Genomic DNA, 14601 nt, shown 5'->3' on the forward strand with positions numbered 1-14601 from the left:
ATGTGGGAGCGGGTTCACCCGCGAAGAGGCCGGCAGCCTTGACGCCAACGGTCCAGGTATACCTGCTGCTCCCGCCACGCCTCATCCTGCACCACCGCCCTGAACCGCACCACCGCCCCCGGCATGCACTGCGCCAGTTGCGCCAGCGCCAACGGCGTCAATGCCCCCAGCCGCGGATAGCCGCCAATGGTCTGCCGGTCATTGAGCAACACGATCGGCTGCCCATCCGGCGGCACCTGCACCGCCCCCAGCGGAATCCCCTCGGAAATCATCGGCGCACCCTGGTAGACCAGCTGCGGCCCCAGCAGGCGGATGCCCATGCGGTCGGCACGGCTGTCCAGCGTCCACTCGCGGTTGAACGCCTCGAACAGGCTGGTACCGCTGAAGTCACCGATCTGTGCGCCGATCACCAGGTCAAGCACTGGCTTTTGTGCGTACTGTGGCCGCAGCGCTGCCGGTACCTCACGCAAGGTCGCTGAAGCGCTGGAAAATGCCAGCAGCTGGCCTTTGCCGAGCGCAGAGCCCTGGCCATCGATACCGCCCAGTTCTTCCCGCACGACCGTGGCACGACTGCCCAGCACATCCTCGCCCAGGAACCCGCCAGGTGCTGCCAGGTACGCCCGCACGCCCTGCTTCGGCTGCTTCAGGGTCAACCGCTGCCCCTTGGCCAATGCAAAGCTGCGCCAGGGCGCCAGCGGCTGATCATCGACCCGCGCATCCAGGTCGGCACCGGCCAGGGCCAGCACACAATCCTGCTCTGCGACCACACAGAAACCACCTAGCGCCACCTCGACCACCGGCGCCGTCAACGGGTTGCCCAGCAGCCAGTTGGCCCAGTGCATCGCCACCCAGTCCAGCGCCCCGCCCTGGGTCACGCCCAGGTGGCGTACGCCGAAGCGCCCGGCATCCTGCAACTGGCACAGCGGCGTACTGGCCTCGATCTTCAACTGCTTCATGCTTGTGCCTCCACATCACCGCCCAACGCCACGAACTCGCTGCGCGAAACCGGCACGAAGCGCACCCGGTCACCGGGTTGCAACAGGCTGTAGCCCTCGCGTTCACGGTCGAACAGGCGCACCGGGGTACGCCCGATCAGGTTCCAGCCCCCCGGCGATACCGCCGGATAGGCCGCCGTCTGGCGCTCGGCAATGCCGACGCTGCCGGCCGCCACGCGCTTGCGCGGGGTGCTAAGGCGCGGGCTGGCCAGGCGTTCGTCCACCAGGCCCATGAAGCCGAAACCGGGGGCGAAACCCAGGGCGAACACCGGGTACTCGCGCTCGCTGTGCAAACGGATCACCTCTGCTTCACTCAAGCCACTGCGGGCCGCCAACACCGGCAGCTCCGGGCCGACGCTGGCGTCGTACCACACCGGGATCTCATGGCGGCGGCCACCGCTGCCCGTGTCTGGCTGCAAGCCCTCCAGTGAACGGATGATCAGCGCCCTCGCCTCACTCGGTGGCAGGTCGAACTGCACCATCAGCGTGGTGTAGGACGGCACCAGGTCCAGCAAGTGCTCGCCGAACGCCGCGTGCAAGCGCTGGCTGGCGGCAAGCATCCACGGCATGTTGCCCTCGTCGATGGAGTCGAACAGGCGCACCATCAGGCTGTCGATGGCCACAACTTCAATACGCGGCTTCATCGCGACTCCAGGGCATCGAGGGCCTGGCGAATCTGCCGCACCGCCGCCACCGAACTGTCGTTGTCGCCGTGTACGCACAGGGTGCTGGCCGCCAGCGTCAACGCACTGCCATCGTCCGCCACCAGCGTGTCGCCACGGGCCAGGCGCACGGCCTGCTCCACCACCAGCGCCGGGTCGTGGTGCACCGCGCCGGGCAGGCGCCGCGACACCAGGTGCCCGCTGGCGGTATAGGCGCGGTCGGCGAATGCTTCGAACCACAGCGGCACGCCAATTTCATCGCCCAGGGCCTGGGCGGCGCGGTTGTCGGCGGTAGCCATCAGCATCAGTGGCAGGCCGCCGCCATAGGCCGCCACAGCCTCCAGTACGGTACGCAGCTTGAGCGGGTCGGCCATCATGTCGTTGTACAGCGCACCATGGGGTTTCACGTACGCCACGCGGCCGCCCAACACTTTGCAGATGCCGTCCAGCGCACCGATCTGGTAATGCAGCAGGTCGCGGATTTCCTCCGGGCTGCAGGCCATGGAGCGGCGGCCGAAGCCGACCAGGTCCGGGTAGGCCGGGTGCGCGCCGATGGTCACGCCGTGCTGCAGCGCCAGGGCCACGGTGCGGCGCATGATGCCGGGGTCCCCGGCGTGGTAGCCGCAGGCGATGTTGGCGCAATCGATGTAAGGCATGACCTCGGCATCCAGGCCCATGCGCCAGCTGCCGAAACTCTCGCCCATGTCGCAATTGAGTAGCAGGCGTTCCACCGCGCGGCCTCCGTTGTCGTTGTTCATATGCCTACCTTACCGCGCCTGCAGTTGTTTGCCGCGGGTTTCCGGCAGGCTCAGCGCCGCCACGATCACCACGCCGTAGGACACGGCCGAAAACACGCCGATACCCAGGCCCAGCGGCACTTTCTGGCCGAGCACGCCGATCAGCAGCGGGAACAGCGCCGCAATGACCTTGCCGATGTTGTAGCAGAAACCCTGCCCCGAACCGCGGATACGCGTGGGGAACAGTTCGGTGAGAAACGCGCCCATGCCGCTGAAGATGCCCGAGGCGAAGAAGCCTAGCGGGAAGCCCAGCCACAGCATCACGCCGTCGCTGACCGGCATTTGCGTGTACAACAGCACGATGACGAACGAGCCCACGGCGAACAGGATGAAGTTCTTCTTGCGCCCCAGCAGGTCGGACAGATACGCACTGACCACATAGCCGACGTAGGAGCCTACGATCACCATGGCCAGGTAGCCACCGGTACCCAGCACACTCAGGCCCCGCTCGTTCTTCAGGAAGGTCGGCAGCCATGAGGTAATGGCGTAGTAGCCGCCCAGTGCACCGGTGGTCAGCAGCGACGCACGCACGGTGGTCCAGAGCATGCCCGGGGCAAAGATTTCGTAGAACTGCGCAGGAGCCTCGGCGCTTTCCACCGCCTTGGCCTCGCGGTACACCTCGGGGTCCTTGACCAGGCGGCGGACGAAGATCACGAAAATCGCCGGCACCAGGCCCAGCAGGAACAGCGCGCGCCAGGCCTGCTCTGCCGGCAGCCAGGAGAACAGCAGCGCGTAGAGGATGGCGGTGAGGCCCCAGCCAAGCGCCCAGCCGGACTGCACCATGCCCACCGCCTTGCCACGGTCCTGGGCACGGATCACCTCGCCGATCAGCACCGCGCCGGCAGTCCACTCACCGCCAAAGCCGAAGCCCATCAGGGTACGGGCGATCAGCAGCTGTTCGTAGTTCTGGGCGAAACCGCAGAGGAAGGTGAAGAAGGCAAACCACAGCACCGTCAGTTGCAGGGTGCGCACGCGGCCGATGCGGTCGGAGAGAATGCCGGCCACCCAGCCACCCACGGCCGAGGCGATCAAGGTGCTGGTGTGGATCAACCCGGCTTCGGTGGTTGTGATGCCCCACAGCATGATCAGCGTCGGGATGACGAAACTGAGCATCTGTGTGTCCATGCCGTCCAGGCCGTAGCCGATCTTGCAGCTCCAGAACGTCCGGCGCTGCTGTGAGTCGATGTCGCGATACCAGGCGAAAGGCCCGGACGAAGATGGGGAACTGACCTGCTGCTGCACGCCGGTGGGGTTCATGCTTGCCTCGGCTTGTTGGTATTGTTTTATGGGCGACAATGAGTCGCGGCCTGGCTGCCATTGTTCAGACGCCGCGCCATTTGCGTCCAACGAGAAAAACCGCCGGTCTGGAACAAGAAAAACTGATCATGAACCTTCGCTTCCTCGAAACCTTCGTCTGGGTCGCCCGGCTCAAGAGCTTCCGCCTGACCGCGGAAAAGCTGTTCACCACCCAGGCCTCGGTGTCCAGCCGCATTGCCGCGCTGGAAGCCGACCTGGGCGTGAAGCTGCTGCTGCGCGACTCACGCGGCGTCAGCCTGACCCCGGAGGGCGGCAAGGTACTGGAATATGCCGAGCGCATGCTGGAAACCGCCAAGGCCATGAAACAGTCGCTGGACAGCGACCGGGCCAAGGTCGGGCGCATCCGTATCGGGGTGATGGACACGGTGATCCACACCTGGATGAGCGCGCTGGTGGCGGAGCTGACCGAGCGTTACCCGCAGGTGGAAATCGAACTGGTGGCCGACACTGCGCTGAACCTTCGCGAGCAATTGCAGAAGGGCTTTCTCGACGTGATCCTGCAGACCGACCTGCTGCGCGAGCAGTCGATCCGCAGCCTGGACCTGGCGCGCTACCCGATGGGCTGGGTGGTGGCCGCCGGCTCGCACCAGCACCGCGACTACGCCTCACTGGCCGAGCTTGGGCGTGAGCGGATCATCACCTTCTCGAAGAACTCGCGGCCGCACCAGGAAGTGCTGAGCCTGCTACTGGGTGCCGGTGCCGAAACGCCGCGGCTGAATTGCGTGAACTCGGTGGCGGCGATTACCCGGTTGTTGCGCGACGGGTTCGGCATTGGTGCGTTGCCGCCGGCGCTGGTGGATGCCGAGTTGAGCCGAGGTGAGCTGGTGTTGCTGCAGGGGCTGCAACCGCCGCCGAGCCTGGAACTGGTGGTGGCCTGGCAGACCGGGGTGGTGCTGGTGGATGAAGTGGTCGGGGTATGCCGGCAGGTGCTGGAAAGGTATGCGCGGGATGTGGGGGCTCAGCGGATAGTGCTGGTGTGAACCAGCTGTGCTGCCTGTGCTGGCCCTTTCGCGGGTAAACCCGCTCCCACAGGTACTGCATAAGCTTGAATCCTGTGCAAACCCTGTGGGAGCGGGTTTACCCGCGAAGAGGCCAGTACAGGCAAGCAGTAATCAGCGCCAGCTCTCTTTCACCGCCCTGCGCCGCCCACCCAGAATCACCCAGCCAATCCCCAGCAGCAGGCTCTCGACCACGAAGGCCAGCACAAACCCTGCGCCTACGCCCCAGCCAATCGCCTCGGGCACTAGCAATATCTGATAGCTATAGCCGTTCAGGGTCTCTTCCCGCAGTTGCGGGTCCGCCTGCACCAGCACATGCCAGGTGCGCTGCGCCCATGCCCCTTGCAGCGCCTGCCATTCGTTTTCCAGCAATTGGTTGCGGATCATCAGGCTTTCGATGCTGTTGGCGTCACTGAGGAACACCGGATCGTCGCTACTGCGGTAATGCCGCAGCAGCGCCTGCAGGTCGCCATTGAAAAAGCGTTCGGCAGTCTGCCGGAAGCCATCGAGCGCCTCGCGTGATTCGAACAGGTGCGCCTCGACCCGCTGGCTGTAGTCCTTCACCAGCCCCGGAACCTGGATACCGGCCAGCAGGCCGAAGGTGAACAGCAGCAACCGCAGGTAACTTCTGAACATGCCGCATCCTTAGCTCTGGCCGTGCGCCACGCACTCGCCGTGCCGCCACAGGGCCCACTGACCCGGCTCGTAGCGCTGCCAGGTCTCGTTCTCGGTCAAGGCCTCGGTGGCGATCACCGTGACCACGTCGTTGGGGGTGGTTTCGGTGTGAAAATCGACGATCAGGTCGACATCCTTCAACCGTGCCGCACCAAAGGGTGCACGGCGGGTAATGTGCACCAGCTTGGTCGAACAGAAGCAGAACAGCCAGTCACCGTCGCTGAGCATGCAGTTGAACACGCCCTGGCTGCGGTAGCCGGCACAGGCTTCGACCAGCACCGGCAGCAGCTGTTCCACCGGCACGGGCTCGGGGAAGGCACTGCGGATGCGGTTGAGCAGGTCGCAGAAGGCCGCCTCGCTGTCGGTGTCGCCCACCGGCCGGTAGAAGCTGGCCAGGCCCTTGAAGTCGCCCAGCTGGCCATTGTGCGCGAAGCACCAGTTGCGACCCCACATCTCCCGCACGAACGGGTGGGTGTTGGACAGGCACACCTTGCCGACGTTGGCCTGACGGATGTGGCCGATGACCACTTCGCTCTTGATCGGATAACGCTGTACCAGGTTGGCCACTTCCGACTCGCTGCTGGCAGCCGGGTCCTGGAACAGGCGCAGGCCACGGCCTTCGTAGAAGCCGATGCCCCAGCCGTCACGGTGCGGGCCGGTACGGCCGCCGCGCTGCATCAGGCCGGTGAAGCTGAAGACGATGTCGGTGGGGACGTTGGCACTCATGCCCAGCAGTTCGCACATAGGCGTGTCTCCGCTTACAGACGGGGCTCGACCCGGCCGCCGCCTCGGGAGACGGCCGGGGCGGCAGGGGGTGGCGCATCACGGTATCGGTCGCGACGCTCTGCGGCCAGCGGGGCCTGGGCGCCAAGCTGGTCATCTTCGGCAGCCTGGCGCTGGGCAGCGGCCTCGGCTTGCGCGCGGCGCTCGCGGGCGCGCTTTTCCAGCGGCAAGCGCAGCAGTACGAAGAGGAAATACAGGGAGAAGGCGCCCATGCCGTACATGGCGAAGTCGGACACCGCGCGCCAGGCGTTGTTGCCGACCTTGAAGGCAACATCCAGGGCGGTGATGGCAATGGCCGGGGCGAAGCTGTCCTTGACCGGGTCGACGATGGTCGGGGTCAGCAGCAGCACTGCCAGCACCACCCGCAGCGGTTCGCGCAGCCAGCGCCACATCCAGCCGGTGAGCTTGAAGCCCACCATCAGGCAGCCCAGGGCAGCAACGGCGTAAAGGCCCCAGGCGAGGGTGTAGTCGTTCTCGGTCATGGTGTTCGTGCAAGCCAGGCAAAGAGATGCCTATGATAAACACTTTTCCGGGCGCAGACAGTGTTTGCCTGTGCCGGCCTCTTCGCGGGTAAACCCGCTCCCACAGGATCACTGCAGACTTCGAGCCATGCGCATTACCCGCGAAGAGGCCGGTACAGGCGACCCCAAACATGAGATCTTCAATGCAAACCAAGCCCCAACCCCCGATTGCCCACGCCGACAACACCGCCGACCCGTACGCCTGGCTGCAACAGCGCGACACCCCCGAGGTGCTTGCCTACCTGCAGGCCGAGAACGCCTACCAGGAAGCCTGCCTGGCCGACCAGGCGCCGCTGCGCGAACAACTGTTCGAAGAAATCAAGGGTCGCATCCTGGAAACCGACCTCTCGCTGCCGGCGCCCTGGGGCCCCTACCTGTACTACACCCGTACCACCGCGGGCGACGAGTACCCGCGTCACTACCGCTGCCCGCGCCCGGCCGACGACTCCAACACGGTCGATGAAGGCCAGGAGGAACTGCTGCTCGACCCCAACGCCCTGGCCAATGGCGGTTTCCTGTCCCTCGGCGCGTTCAACGTCAGCCCCGACCACCGCCTGCTGGCGTATAGCCTGGACACCAGCGGCGACGAAATCTTCACCCTGTACGTGAAGGACCTGGCCAGTGGCAGCGTCACCGCCCTGCCCTTCGACGACTGCGACGGCAGCCTGACCTGGGCCAACGACAGCCAGACGCTGTTCTTCGCCGAACTGGACGACACCCACCGCCCGTGGCGCCTGCGTCGTCACACGCTGGGCAACGCAGGTGCGCAGACCGTGTTCGAGGAACCCGACGGGCGCTTCTTCCTGCACTGCTACCGCACCAGCTCCGAACGCCAACTGGTGCTGCTGCTCAACAGCAAGACCACCAGCGAAGCCTGGGTGCTGGATGCGCAGACCCCGCTGGCACCGTTCACCTGCCTGGCGCCACGCGTCGAAGGCCACGAGTACTTCCCTGACCACGGCCAGCTCGACGGCCAGTGGCGCTGGTTCATCCGCACCAACCAGGACGGCATCAACTTCGCCCTGTACCACGCCCCGGTCGCGCCGGTGCCCAGCCGTGAACAATGGCAGGTGCTGGTGCCGCACCGCGACGCGATCATGCTCGAGGGCCTCAGCCTGAATGCCGGCGCGCTGACCCTGAGCCTGCGCGAAGGCGGCCTGCCGATCATCGAAGTGCGCCCGCAGGGCCTGGCGGCCTACCGCGTCGAACTACCCGATGCCGCCTACAGCCTGTACGTGCAGGACAGCCTGGAGTTCAGCAGCACGCGCCTGCGCCTGCGCTACGAAGCACTCAACCGCCCGGCCCAGGTGCGCCAGCTGGAGTTGGCCAGCGGTGCCCAGGCGGTACTCAAGCAAACCCCGGTGCTGGGGCCGTTCGATGCCGACGACTATGTCAGCGAGCGCCTGTGGGCCACGGCAGCGGACGGCACCCGGGTGCCCATCAGCCTGGTGCGCCGCCGTCAGGACCTGGGCCGGACCGTGCCGTTGTACCTGTATGGCTACGGTGCCTATGGCGAAAGCCTCGACCCGTGGTTTTCGCATGCGCGCCTGAGCCTGCTGGAGCGCGGCGTGGCCTTTGCCATCGCCCACGTGCGTGGCGGCGGCGAACTGGGCGAAGCCTGGTACCGCGCTGGCAAGCAGGAGCACAAGCACAACACCTTCAGCGACTTCATCGCCTGTGCCGAGCACCTGATCGCCGAAGGTGTGACGGCTGCCGATCGCCTGGCCATCAGTGGCGGCAGCGCCGGCGGCCTGCTGATGGGTGCAGTGCTCAACCTGCGACCCGAGCTGTTCCGCTGTGCGATTGCCGAAGTGCCGTTCGTCGATGTGCTCAACACCATGCTCGACCCAGAGCTGCCGCTGACCGTGACCGAGTACGACGAATGGGGCAACCCTGAAGAGCCGCAGGTGTATGAGCGGATCAAGGCCTACGCGCCGTACGAGAACGTGAAGGCACAGGCCTACCCGGCAATGCTGGTGGTGGCGGGCTACAACGACAGCCGCGTGCAGTACTGGGAAGCGGCCAAATGGGTGGCGCGGCTGCGCACGCGCAAGACCGACGACAACCTGCTGCTGCTCAAGACCGAGATGGGGGCTGGGCATGGCGGGATGAGCGGGCGGTACCAGGGCTTGAAGGATGTGGCGCTGGAGTATGCGTTCGTGTTTGGTGAGCTGGGTGTGGCGTAAAACCCAGGGTTGAGCACCCGCGCCGATCCCTGTGGGAGCGGGCATGCCCGCGAAGAACTCAACGCGGTGGTTGGCACCGGCTTCACCGGTGTTCGCGGGCACGCCCGCTCCCACAGGATCCGGTGCAGGCTGATTTTATTTAATCATCATCCACCGCCGGCTTCGGCGGCTCCGGCCGCAACCCCGGCAATGGCTGGTCCTTCGGCGGCCCGGGCACCGGCATCGGCGGTAACAGTGGCGCCCCCGGCTGGCTGCCATAGGCCTTGGGCGGCGTACTCGGGGTAATCTGCGGATATGGCGTAGGCGTAGGCGTACCCGGTGCACCGGGCACCGGCGTGTTCAGCCGGGGTGGCGTGCTGGCAGCTTCGGCCATGGGCAGGCCGGCGAACAACAGCACAACGAGGATCGCGCGAAACATCAGCAACCTCCTGTCGGGAACCTTCCTACAGGCTACGCCTAAAACAAAGCTTTCGCCTGTCCGCCTGCCCCGCAAGCGCGCTAGACTCAGTGGCATAACCGTCATTTGCCTGATCAGAACAAAGGAAACACCATGAGCTCCACCTCTTCCGCCGCCGCCACCGCGCGCCTGGACCGCATCCTGGCCGATGCCAAGCGCGACAAGGAAATGGGCTACCGCGACAAGGCCCTGAAAATGTACCCGCACGTCTGCGGCCGCTGCGCCCGCGAGTTCTCCGGCAAGCGTCTGAGCGAGCTGACCGTGCACCACCGCGACCACAACCACGACAACAACCCGCAGGACGGCTCCAACTGGGAGTTGCTGTGCCTGTACTGCCACGACAACGAGCACTCGCGCTATACCGACCAGCAGTACTTCAGCGAAGGCTCAACCAGCACCCCGAGCATCGCCAAGGCCACCCACAACCCGTTCGCCGGGCTGGCGGGCATGCTGAAGAAAGACTGACCATCGATTCGCCCCCCGCTGCTGCCGGGCAGCCCGTATAATCGCGCTTTTTTCGCGAAGGGCCCCGGTACGTGGCAAACAAACGATACAGCTGCATCGGCCTGTTCAACCCCAAGTCGGCAGAAAATGTCGGCTCGGTGATGCGCGCCGCGGGTTGCTATGGCGTCAATTCGGTGTTCTACACCGGCAAACGCTACGAGCGTGCCCGTGACTTCATCACCGACACCAAGCGCGTGCACTACGACATCCCGCTGATCGGTATCGATGACCTGCAGCGCATCATCCCGCTGGGCTGCACACCGGTGGCCGTGGAATTGGTGGAAGGTGCGCGGCCATTGCCGGAATACACCCACCCCGACCGGGCCATCTACATCTTCGGGCCGGAAGACGGCAGCCTCAGTGCCGATGTGCGGGCGTGGTGCGAAGAGACCATCTACATTCCGACCGAGGGCTGCATGAATCTGGCAGCGACGGTGAACGTGGTGCTGTATGACCGCATGGCCAAAGGGCTGAATACCCGTTCAGGCCCCAGGTTCAAGTAACCGACTGAACGATGACGGCGGCCGACAGGTCACCTGCATACACTTCAGACGGAGGCCTTGCCATGCTCGATATCCATTCCGCGACTGCATCGTCGCAGCACAATGTTCATGGGCTGGAACGGGTCAGCTCGCTGGCCGGGGGAGCGCTTATGTTCAGCAAGGGGCTGCGCCATGGCGGCCTGGTCGGCTTGCTGCAGATGGTGGTGGGAGGTTTGGCGGTGGCGCGCGGGGTCAGCGGGCATTGCTCGACCAAGGCCTGGTGGCAGCGCCATCGTCAGGAATACCAGCGGTTGCGTGCGGACATCGAGCGCAGTGCGGCGGAGCTGGAGACGTTGAAGGCCAGTGCCGACGCGGCAACGCGGGGGGTGACGGTGACCGGGAAGGATCCGTTGGCTGGCAGTTGATTTTTTCGCTGCCTGTGCTGGCCCCTTCGCGGGTGAACCCGCTCCCACAGGGACCGCACCGTCTTGAGGGCAGTACATTACCTGGAGGAACAGCCTTGTGCTGCGAAAGGGCCGGTATGATCAAAGAGGTCTGTGGCTGTAAGTGCCTCTTCGCAGCACAAGGCTGCTCCTACAAGGCAACGAAAAACCTGTGGGAGCGGGTTCACCCGCGAAGAGGCCGGTAGGGGCGAAAGAGATGCTCAGCGCAACGCCTTGCTCTGCAACACCTCGGAGCGCCGCCCCAGCACGTTCTCGCTGATCTGCACGAAGTCTTCGGTGCTGACACTGGGCAGGCGCATCAGCCCGCGTGCCACATCGTCAAGTGAGCGTTTGGCCTGGGTGTGGATGCGGATTTCCTTGTCCAGCGCCTGCAACAACATCACCCCCCGCGCCACCTGCGCCGGGGTGGCATGCTCGCCCTTGAGCCGGGTGACCTTGGCGCCCTGCTTGCTCAGGCGCGCCTGCCAGGCCTGGTAACGGTCGTCACTTACCCCGCCCGAGCGGCGCAGCAACTCGCTGGCGTAGTAGTCAGTCAGGCTTTCCACCAGCCAGTCACTGCCATCACGCCCATGGATCTGCGCAAACAGTTGCACCACTTCGCGCAGCAACGGGCTGCTGCCATTCTCGCTGACCATCGGCCGCCCACTGTGCAGGTACAACGAGCCCTGCGCGGCCATCGCCCCGCGCCACATGCCATCGCGAGCACCGACCAACAGCAGCTTCGGCGGGTTGCGCGGGAACACCGCCTGCAATTGCGGCCAGACAAAGGTCAGCATGGTCAGGTTGTCCATGCGCCGCATACCCTGCCCCACCGGTGCTGCCACGGTGACCTCGGTTTCGCCCAGGCGGGCGCGGCGGCTGCCCAGGTCGCCGGCAAGCATCCAGCCGGTGGGGCGGTCGAACAGGCGCGAAACGTTGTCGATGCGGAACTTGTCCTTGCCGATGCGTGGCCAGGAGGTTTCGATGCTCTTCCAGCCTTCAGGCAGGTCGAACGCCAGCCGCGCCACCAGCTCGGTGCCATCCTGCTGGTCGAGGCGTGCAGGTGGCACCAGCTGGTCGCCGAGGAACAGTGCCCAATGCGGAGTGATGCGCGACGAATAGGCGCCGCTGGCGCGCTTCTGGTCCAGCTGCACGCGGTAGCTGAGGCTGGTCTTGCCGGCCGCCGGTCGCCACACGCCACGCTGGCCCTGCAGTTGCCATTGGCCATCAGCCTGGAAGCCGCTGTAGGCCCCGACCTTGCCCAGGTCGAAGTCCAGGCTGCGCACGGCACTGCCTTCGGCCAAGGTGAGGCGGACCTCCGCCTGGCCACTGGTTGGCAACAGCCGCACCTGGTAGTCGAGGTCGACCTTTTTCGCCCAGGCCGACGAGCTGGCCATCAGGCCCAACAGCAACAACAGCTGGCAACGCATACAGAAACTCCTTGTTTCCCCATGGCAGCGGGCCGCGCCGGTCAGCTGGCGCGGAAGATCAGGTGGTCTTCCCAGTCGTCTTCGTGCACATCGTGTTCACTGAGCATGCGCCCCGACTGGGAGATGCGCTGTTCATGGACCTGCTGGCGATCACCGCAGACCAGGTGGTGCCAGGCCGGCAGGTCCTTGCCCTCGCTGACCAGGCGGTAGCCGCAGGTGCTCGGCAGCCACTTGAACTGGTCGGCCTTGCCCGGGGTGAGCTGGATGCAGTCTGGTACCTGGGCGAAGCGGTTGGGGTAATCGCTGCACTGGCAGGTATCCAGATCCAGCAGCTTGCAGGCGATACGCGTGTAATAGACGCTGTTGTCGTCCTCGTCCTCGAGCTTTTGCAGGCAGCACAGGCCGCAGCCGTCACACAGCGACTCCCACTCTTGCGGGCTGAGTTGTTCGAGGGTCTTGCGCCGCCAGAACGGCGCGTTTTCAGCGGTCATCACACGGGGTTCCTGCATTCATCTTGGGGCCACGGCGCGCGGCGGCGCCAGTCTAGAGCCTGGCCTTCGGCAAAGCCAGACCGCTTGTCAGTCGCGACGCGACGCAGTAGCGTGCGTGTTTCCCGTCCTTTTGCAGGAGCCGCCATGAGCGCCACCCCCCGCATTGCCGATTACGCCATCAACGAGCAGTTCATCAACCGCTGGTCGCCACGTGCCTTCACCGCCGAGCCGATCAGCGAAGAAACCTTGCTGAGCTTCCTCGAAGCGGCTCGCTGGGCGCCGTCGGCGAACAACTCGCAACCTTGGCGCTTCCTCTATGCCCGCCGTGACACGCCGAACTGGGAGCGTTACCTGAACCTGCTGGTGCCGGCCAACCGCAGCTGGGCGCAACAGGCTTCGGCGCTGGTGCTGGTGATTTCCAAGACCACCTACGCCGCCCCGGGCGCCACGGAAGAAAAACCGGCGCTGTGGCACACCTTCGACACCGGTTCAGCCTGGGGGCACCTGGCCCTGCAAGCCAGCATCAGCGGCTGGCATACCCATGGCATGGCCGGTTTCGACCAGGAACTGGCACGGCAGGAGTTGAAGGTCCCTGAAGGCTATGTGCTGCATGCCATGGTGGCAATCGGCAAGCTGGGCGACAAGGCCAGCCTGAACGAAGCCCTGCAGGCGCGTGAAGTACCGAGCCCGCGCAAGCCACTGAGCGAGCTGGCTGCCGAGGGTGATTTCAGCCTGTAAGCCTTGCATTGGCTGTACCGGCCTCTTCGCGGGTAAACCCGCTCCCACAGGGATCTCCACTGCCTCATGGGGCCTGTGTTGATCCTGTACCAGCACAGCCAACACCAGCCTCCCACAGGACCTGAGGGTAGCGGAGATCCTGTGGGAGCGGGTTTACCCGCGAAGAGGCCGGCACAGGCATTACACAATCAATAACCCCGGGCGAAGTCCACTTCGCCTCGCAACCCCTGCCCCGCCACATACGCCCGCACATTCTCGACAAACAACCGCACCATCGCCGCCGGCGAGGTGGGCGCCGAGCTGTGCCCGGTCAGCAGCAAGCCCCACGCCGTCCAGAACGGGTGTTGCCTGGGCAACGGCTCCTGTCGGCAGACATCGATCACCGCCCCTGCCAGGTGCCCTTCCTTCAGCGCCTCGACCAGATCAGCGTCGACCACCGCCGCCCCACGCCCGGCATTGATGAACAGCGCCGTGGGCTGGAAGCACTTGAACAGTGCCGCGTCATACAGGTCGTGGGTAGCCGGGGTATCCGGCAGCAGGTTGAGCACATAGTCGACCTGGCCAACCATGCGCGGCAGGTCGGCCAGCGCCGCTACCTCGACGAAGGGCGCCTGCTCGCGGGCGCTGCTGGCAACGCCATACAGCACCACGCCAAACGGCTGCAGGAACTCGGCCACCCGCTGGCCAATGTCGCCAGTGCCGACGATCAGCACCTTGCGCCCTTCCAGGGTACGCCCCGGGCGGTCATCCCAACGCCGCTCGACCTGGCTGACCAGGCGCGACAGCACCTCGCGCTCATGGCCGAGCATGTAGGTGAGCATGTACTCGGCCATCACCTGGCCAAAGATGCCCACGGCGCGGGTCAGGCGATAGTCACGTGGCAGGCCCTCGGCCAGCAGCGGGGTAATACCAGCCCAGGTGGACTGCATCCAGCCCGGCTTGTGGCCCTGGCGCAGCAGGCTTGCCAGCAGGTCCGGCTGGCCCAGCCACACTGGGCACCGTGCCGCCTGGCGGGCCAGTTCGGCGGAGTCGCCGCTGGTCAGGATTTCCAGCTCAGGCGCGGCTGCGCGCAAGATCTCGGCGTATCGAGCATGATCATGCTCAGCAATCAGTACTCGCATG

Annotated in this window: 17 protein-coding genes; 6 read left to right on the top strand and 11 right to left on the bottom strand. The window is 65.5% G+C overall.

Annotated elements, in window-relative coordinates; genetic code table 11:
- Positions 1–14: 14 nt before the first annotated feature.
- The 4 genes from J5M58_RS00840 to J5M58_RS00855 are packed head-to-tail and all read right to left on the bottom strand — an operon-like array spanning position 15 to position 3711.
- Positions 15–956 carry a biotin-dependent carboxyltransferase family protein gene (locus tag J5M58_RS00840; protein WP_207876928.1) on the bottom strand — a complete coding sequence of 314 codons (942 nt, stop codon included), beginning with the start codon at positions 954–956 and terminating at the stop codon, positions 15–17.
- A complete protein-coding gene (gene pxpB, locus J5M58_RS00845; protein ID WP_112254184.1) occupies positions 953–1639 on the bottom strand; it encodes a 5-oxoprolinase subunit PxpB in 687 nt (228 codons plus the stop codon). Before pxpB ends, J5M58_RS00840 begins: the two co-directional genes overlap by 4 nt.
- Complete coding sequence (locus tag J5M58_RS00850; RefSeq protein ID WP_207876930.1) at positions 1636–2415, bottom strand: 5-oxoprolinase subunit PxpA; 780 nt, start codon at positions 2413–2415, stop codon at positions 1636–1638. Before J5M58_RS00850 ends, pxpB begins: the two co-directional genes overlap by 4 nt.
- Positions 2416–2424: 9 nt before the next feature.
- Complete coding sequence (locus J5M58_RS00855; protein ID WP_207876931.1) at positions 2425–3711, bottom strand: MFS transporter; 1287 nt, start codon at positions 3709–3711, stop codon at positions 2425–2427.
- 128 nt (positions 3712–3839) lie between these two features.
- Between J5M58_RS00855 and J5M58_RS00860 the strand changes: the two genes are divergently transcribed.
- A complete protein-coding gene (locus tag J5M58_RS00860) occupies positions 3840–4751 on the top strand; it encodes a LysR family transcriptional regulator (protein WP_112254187.1) in 912 nt (303 codons plus the stop codon).
- A 132-nt stretch (positions 4752–4883) separates the two neighbouring features.
- Here J5M58_RS00860 and J5M58_RS00865 read toward each other — a convergent pair whose 3' ends face one another.
- The 3 genes from J5M58_RS00865 to J5M58_RS00875 are packed head-to-tail and all read right to left on the bottom strand — an operon-like array spanning position 4884 to position 6709.
- Positions 4884–5405 (bottom strand): DUF2937 family protein, encoded by a 522-nt coding sequence (locus J5M58_RS00865; RefSeq protein ID WP_112254188.1) that lies wholly within the window; start codon positions 5403–5405, stop codon positions 4884–4886.
- A 9-nt stretch (positions 5406–5414) separates the two neighbouring features.
- Positions 5415–6188 carry a class II glutamine amidotransferase gene (locus tag J5M58_RS00870; protein ID WP_112254189.1) on the bottom strand — a complete coding sequence of 258 codons (774 nt, stop codon included), beginning with the start codon at positions 6186–6188 and terminating at the stop codon, positions 5415–5417.
- A 14-nt stretch (positions 6189–6202) separates the two neighbouring features.
- A complete protein-coding gene (locus J5M58_RS00875; protein WP_207876932.1) occupies positions 6203–6709 on the bottom strand; it encodes an MFS transporter in 507 nt (168 codons plus the stop codon).
- A gap of 182 nt (positions 6710–6891) precedes the next feature.
- Between J5M58_RS00875 and J5M58_RS00880 the strand changes: the two genes are divergently transcribed.
- Positions 6892–8934, top strand: coding sequence for a S9 family peptidase (locus J5M58_RS00880; protein WP_112254191.1), 2043 nt, complete (start codon positions 6892–6894; stop codon positions 8932–8934).
- A 139-nt stretch (positions 8935–9073) separates the two neighbouring features.
- On the opposite strand, the gene J5M58_RS00885 is transcribed toward J5M58_RS00880, so the two are convergent.
- Positions 9074–9352, bottom strand: coding sequence for a hypothetical protein (locus tag J5M58_RS00885; RefSeq protein ID WP_112254192.1), 279 nt, complete (start codon positions 9350–9352; stop codon positions 9074–9076).
- Positions 9353–9484: 132 nt separating this feature from the next.
- Here J5M58_RS00885 and J5M58_RS00890 point away from each other — a divergent pair, with 132 nt between their 5' ends.
- The 3 genes from J5M58_RS00890 to J5M58_RS00900 all read left to right on the top strand — a co-directional run bounded on the left by J5M58_RS00890 (position 9485) and on the right by J5M58_RS00900 (position 10802).
- Complete coding sequence (locus J5M58_RS00890) at positions 9485–9856, top strand: YajD family HNH nuclease (protein ID WP_003259546.1); 372 nt, start codon at positions 9485–9487, stop codon at positions 9854–9856.
- Between the two features lie 71 nt (positions 9857–9927).
- A complete protein-coding gene (locus J5M58_RS00895) occupies positions 9928–10398 on the top strand; it encodes an RNA methyltransferase (protein ID WP_112254193.1) in 471 nt (156 codons plus the stop codon).
- Between the two features lie 62 nt (positions 10399–10460).
- A complete protein-coding gene (locus J5M58_RS00900) occupies positions 10461–10802 on the top strand; it encodes a DUF2892 domain-containing protein (protein ID WP_112254194.1) in 342 nt (113 codons plus the stop codon).
- 239 nt (positions 10803–11041) lie between these two features.
- Here the strand turns inward: J5M58_RS00900 and J5M58_RS00905 are convergent, their stop codons facing one another.
- Positions 11042–12250 carry a hypothetical protein gene (locus tag J5M58_RS00905; RefSeq protein WP_207876934.1) on the bottom strand — a complete coding sequence of 403 codons (1209 nt, stop codon included), beginning with the start codon at positions 12248–12250 and terminating at the stop codon, positions 11042–11044.
- Between the two features lie 41 nt (positions 12251–12291).
- Positions 12292–12741, bottom strand: a complete 450-nt coding sequence (locus J5M58_RS00910) for a YcgN family cysteine cluster protein (protein ID WP_112254196.1) — start codon at positions 12739–12741, stop codon at positions 12292–12294.
- A 144-nt stretch (positions 12742–12885) separates the two neighbouring features.
- On the opposite strand from J5M58_RS00910, the gene J5M58_RS00915 reads away from it, so the two are divergent.
- Positions 12886–13479: a nitroreductase family protein gene (locus tag J5M58_RS00915; protein ID WP_039613991.1), complete on the top strand. Its 594-nt coding sequence runs from the start codon at positions 12886–12888 to the stop codon at positions 13477–13479.
- A 188-nt stretch (positions 13480–13667) separates the two neighbouring features.
- On the opposite strand, the gene J5M58_RS00920 is transcribed toward J5M58_RS00915, so the two are convergent.
- Positions 13668–14600, bottom strand: coding sequence for a D-2-hydroxyacid dehydrogenase (locus tag J5M58_RS00920; RefSeq protein ID WP_112254198.1), 933 nt, complete (start codon positions 14598–14600; stop codon positions 13668–13670).
- Position 14601: the final 1 nt, after the last annotated feature.

Source organism: Pseudomonas sp. 32_A (assembly GCF_017490905.1).
In the GTDB taxonomy this organism is placed as follows: domain Bacteria; phylum Pseudomonadota; class Gammaproteobacteria; order Pseudomonadales; family Pseudomonadaceae; genus Aquipseudomonas; species Aquipseudomonas inefficax.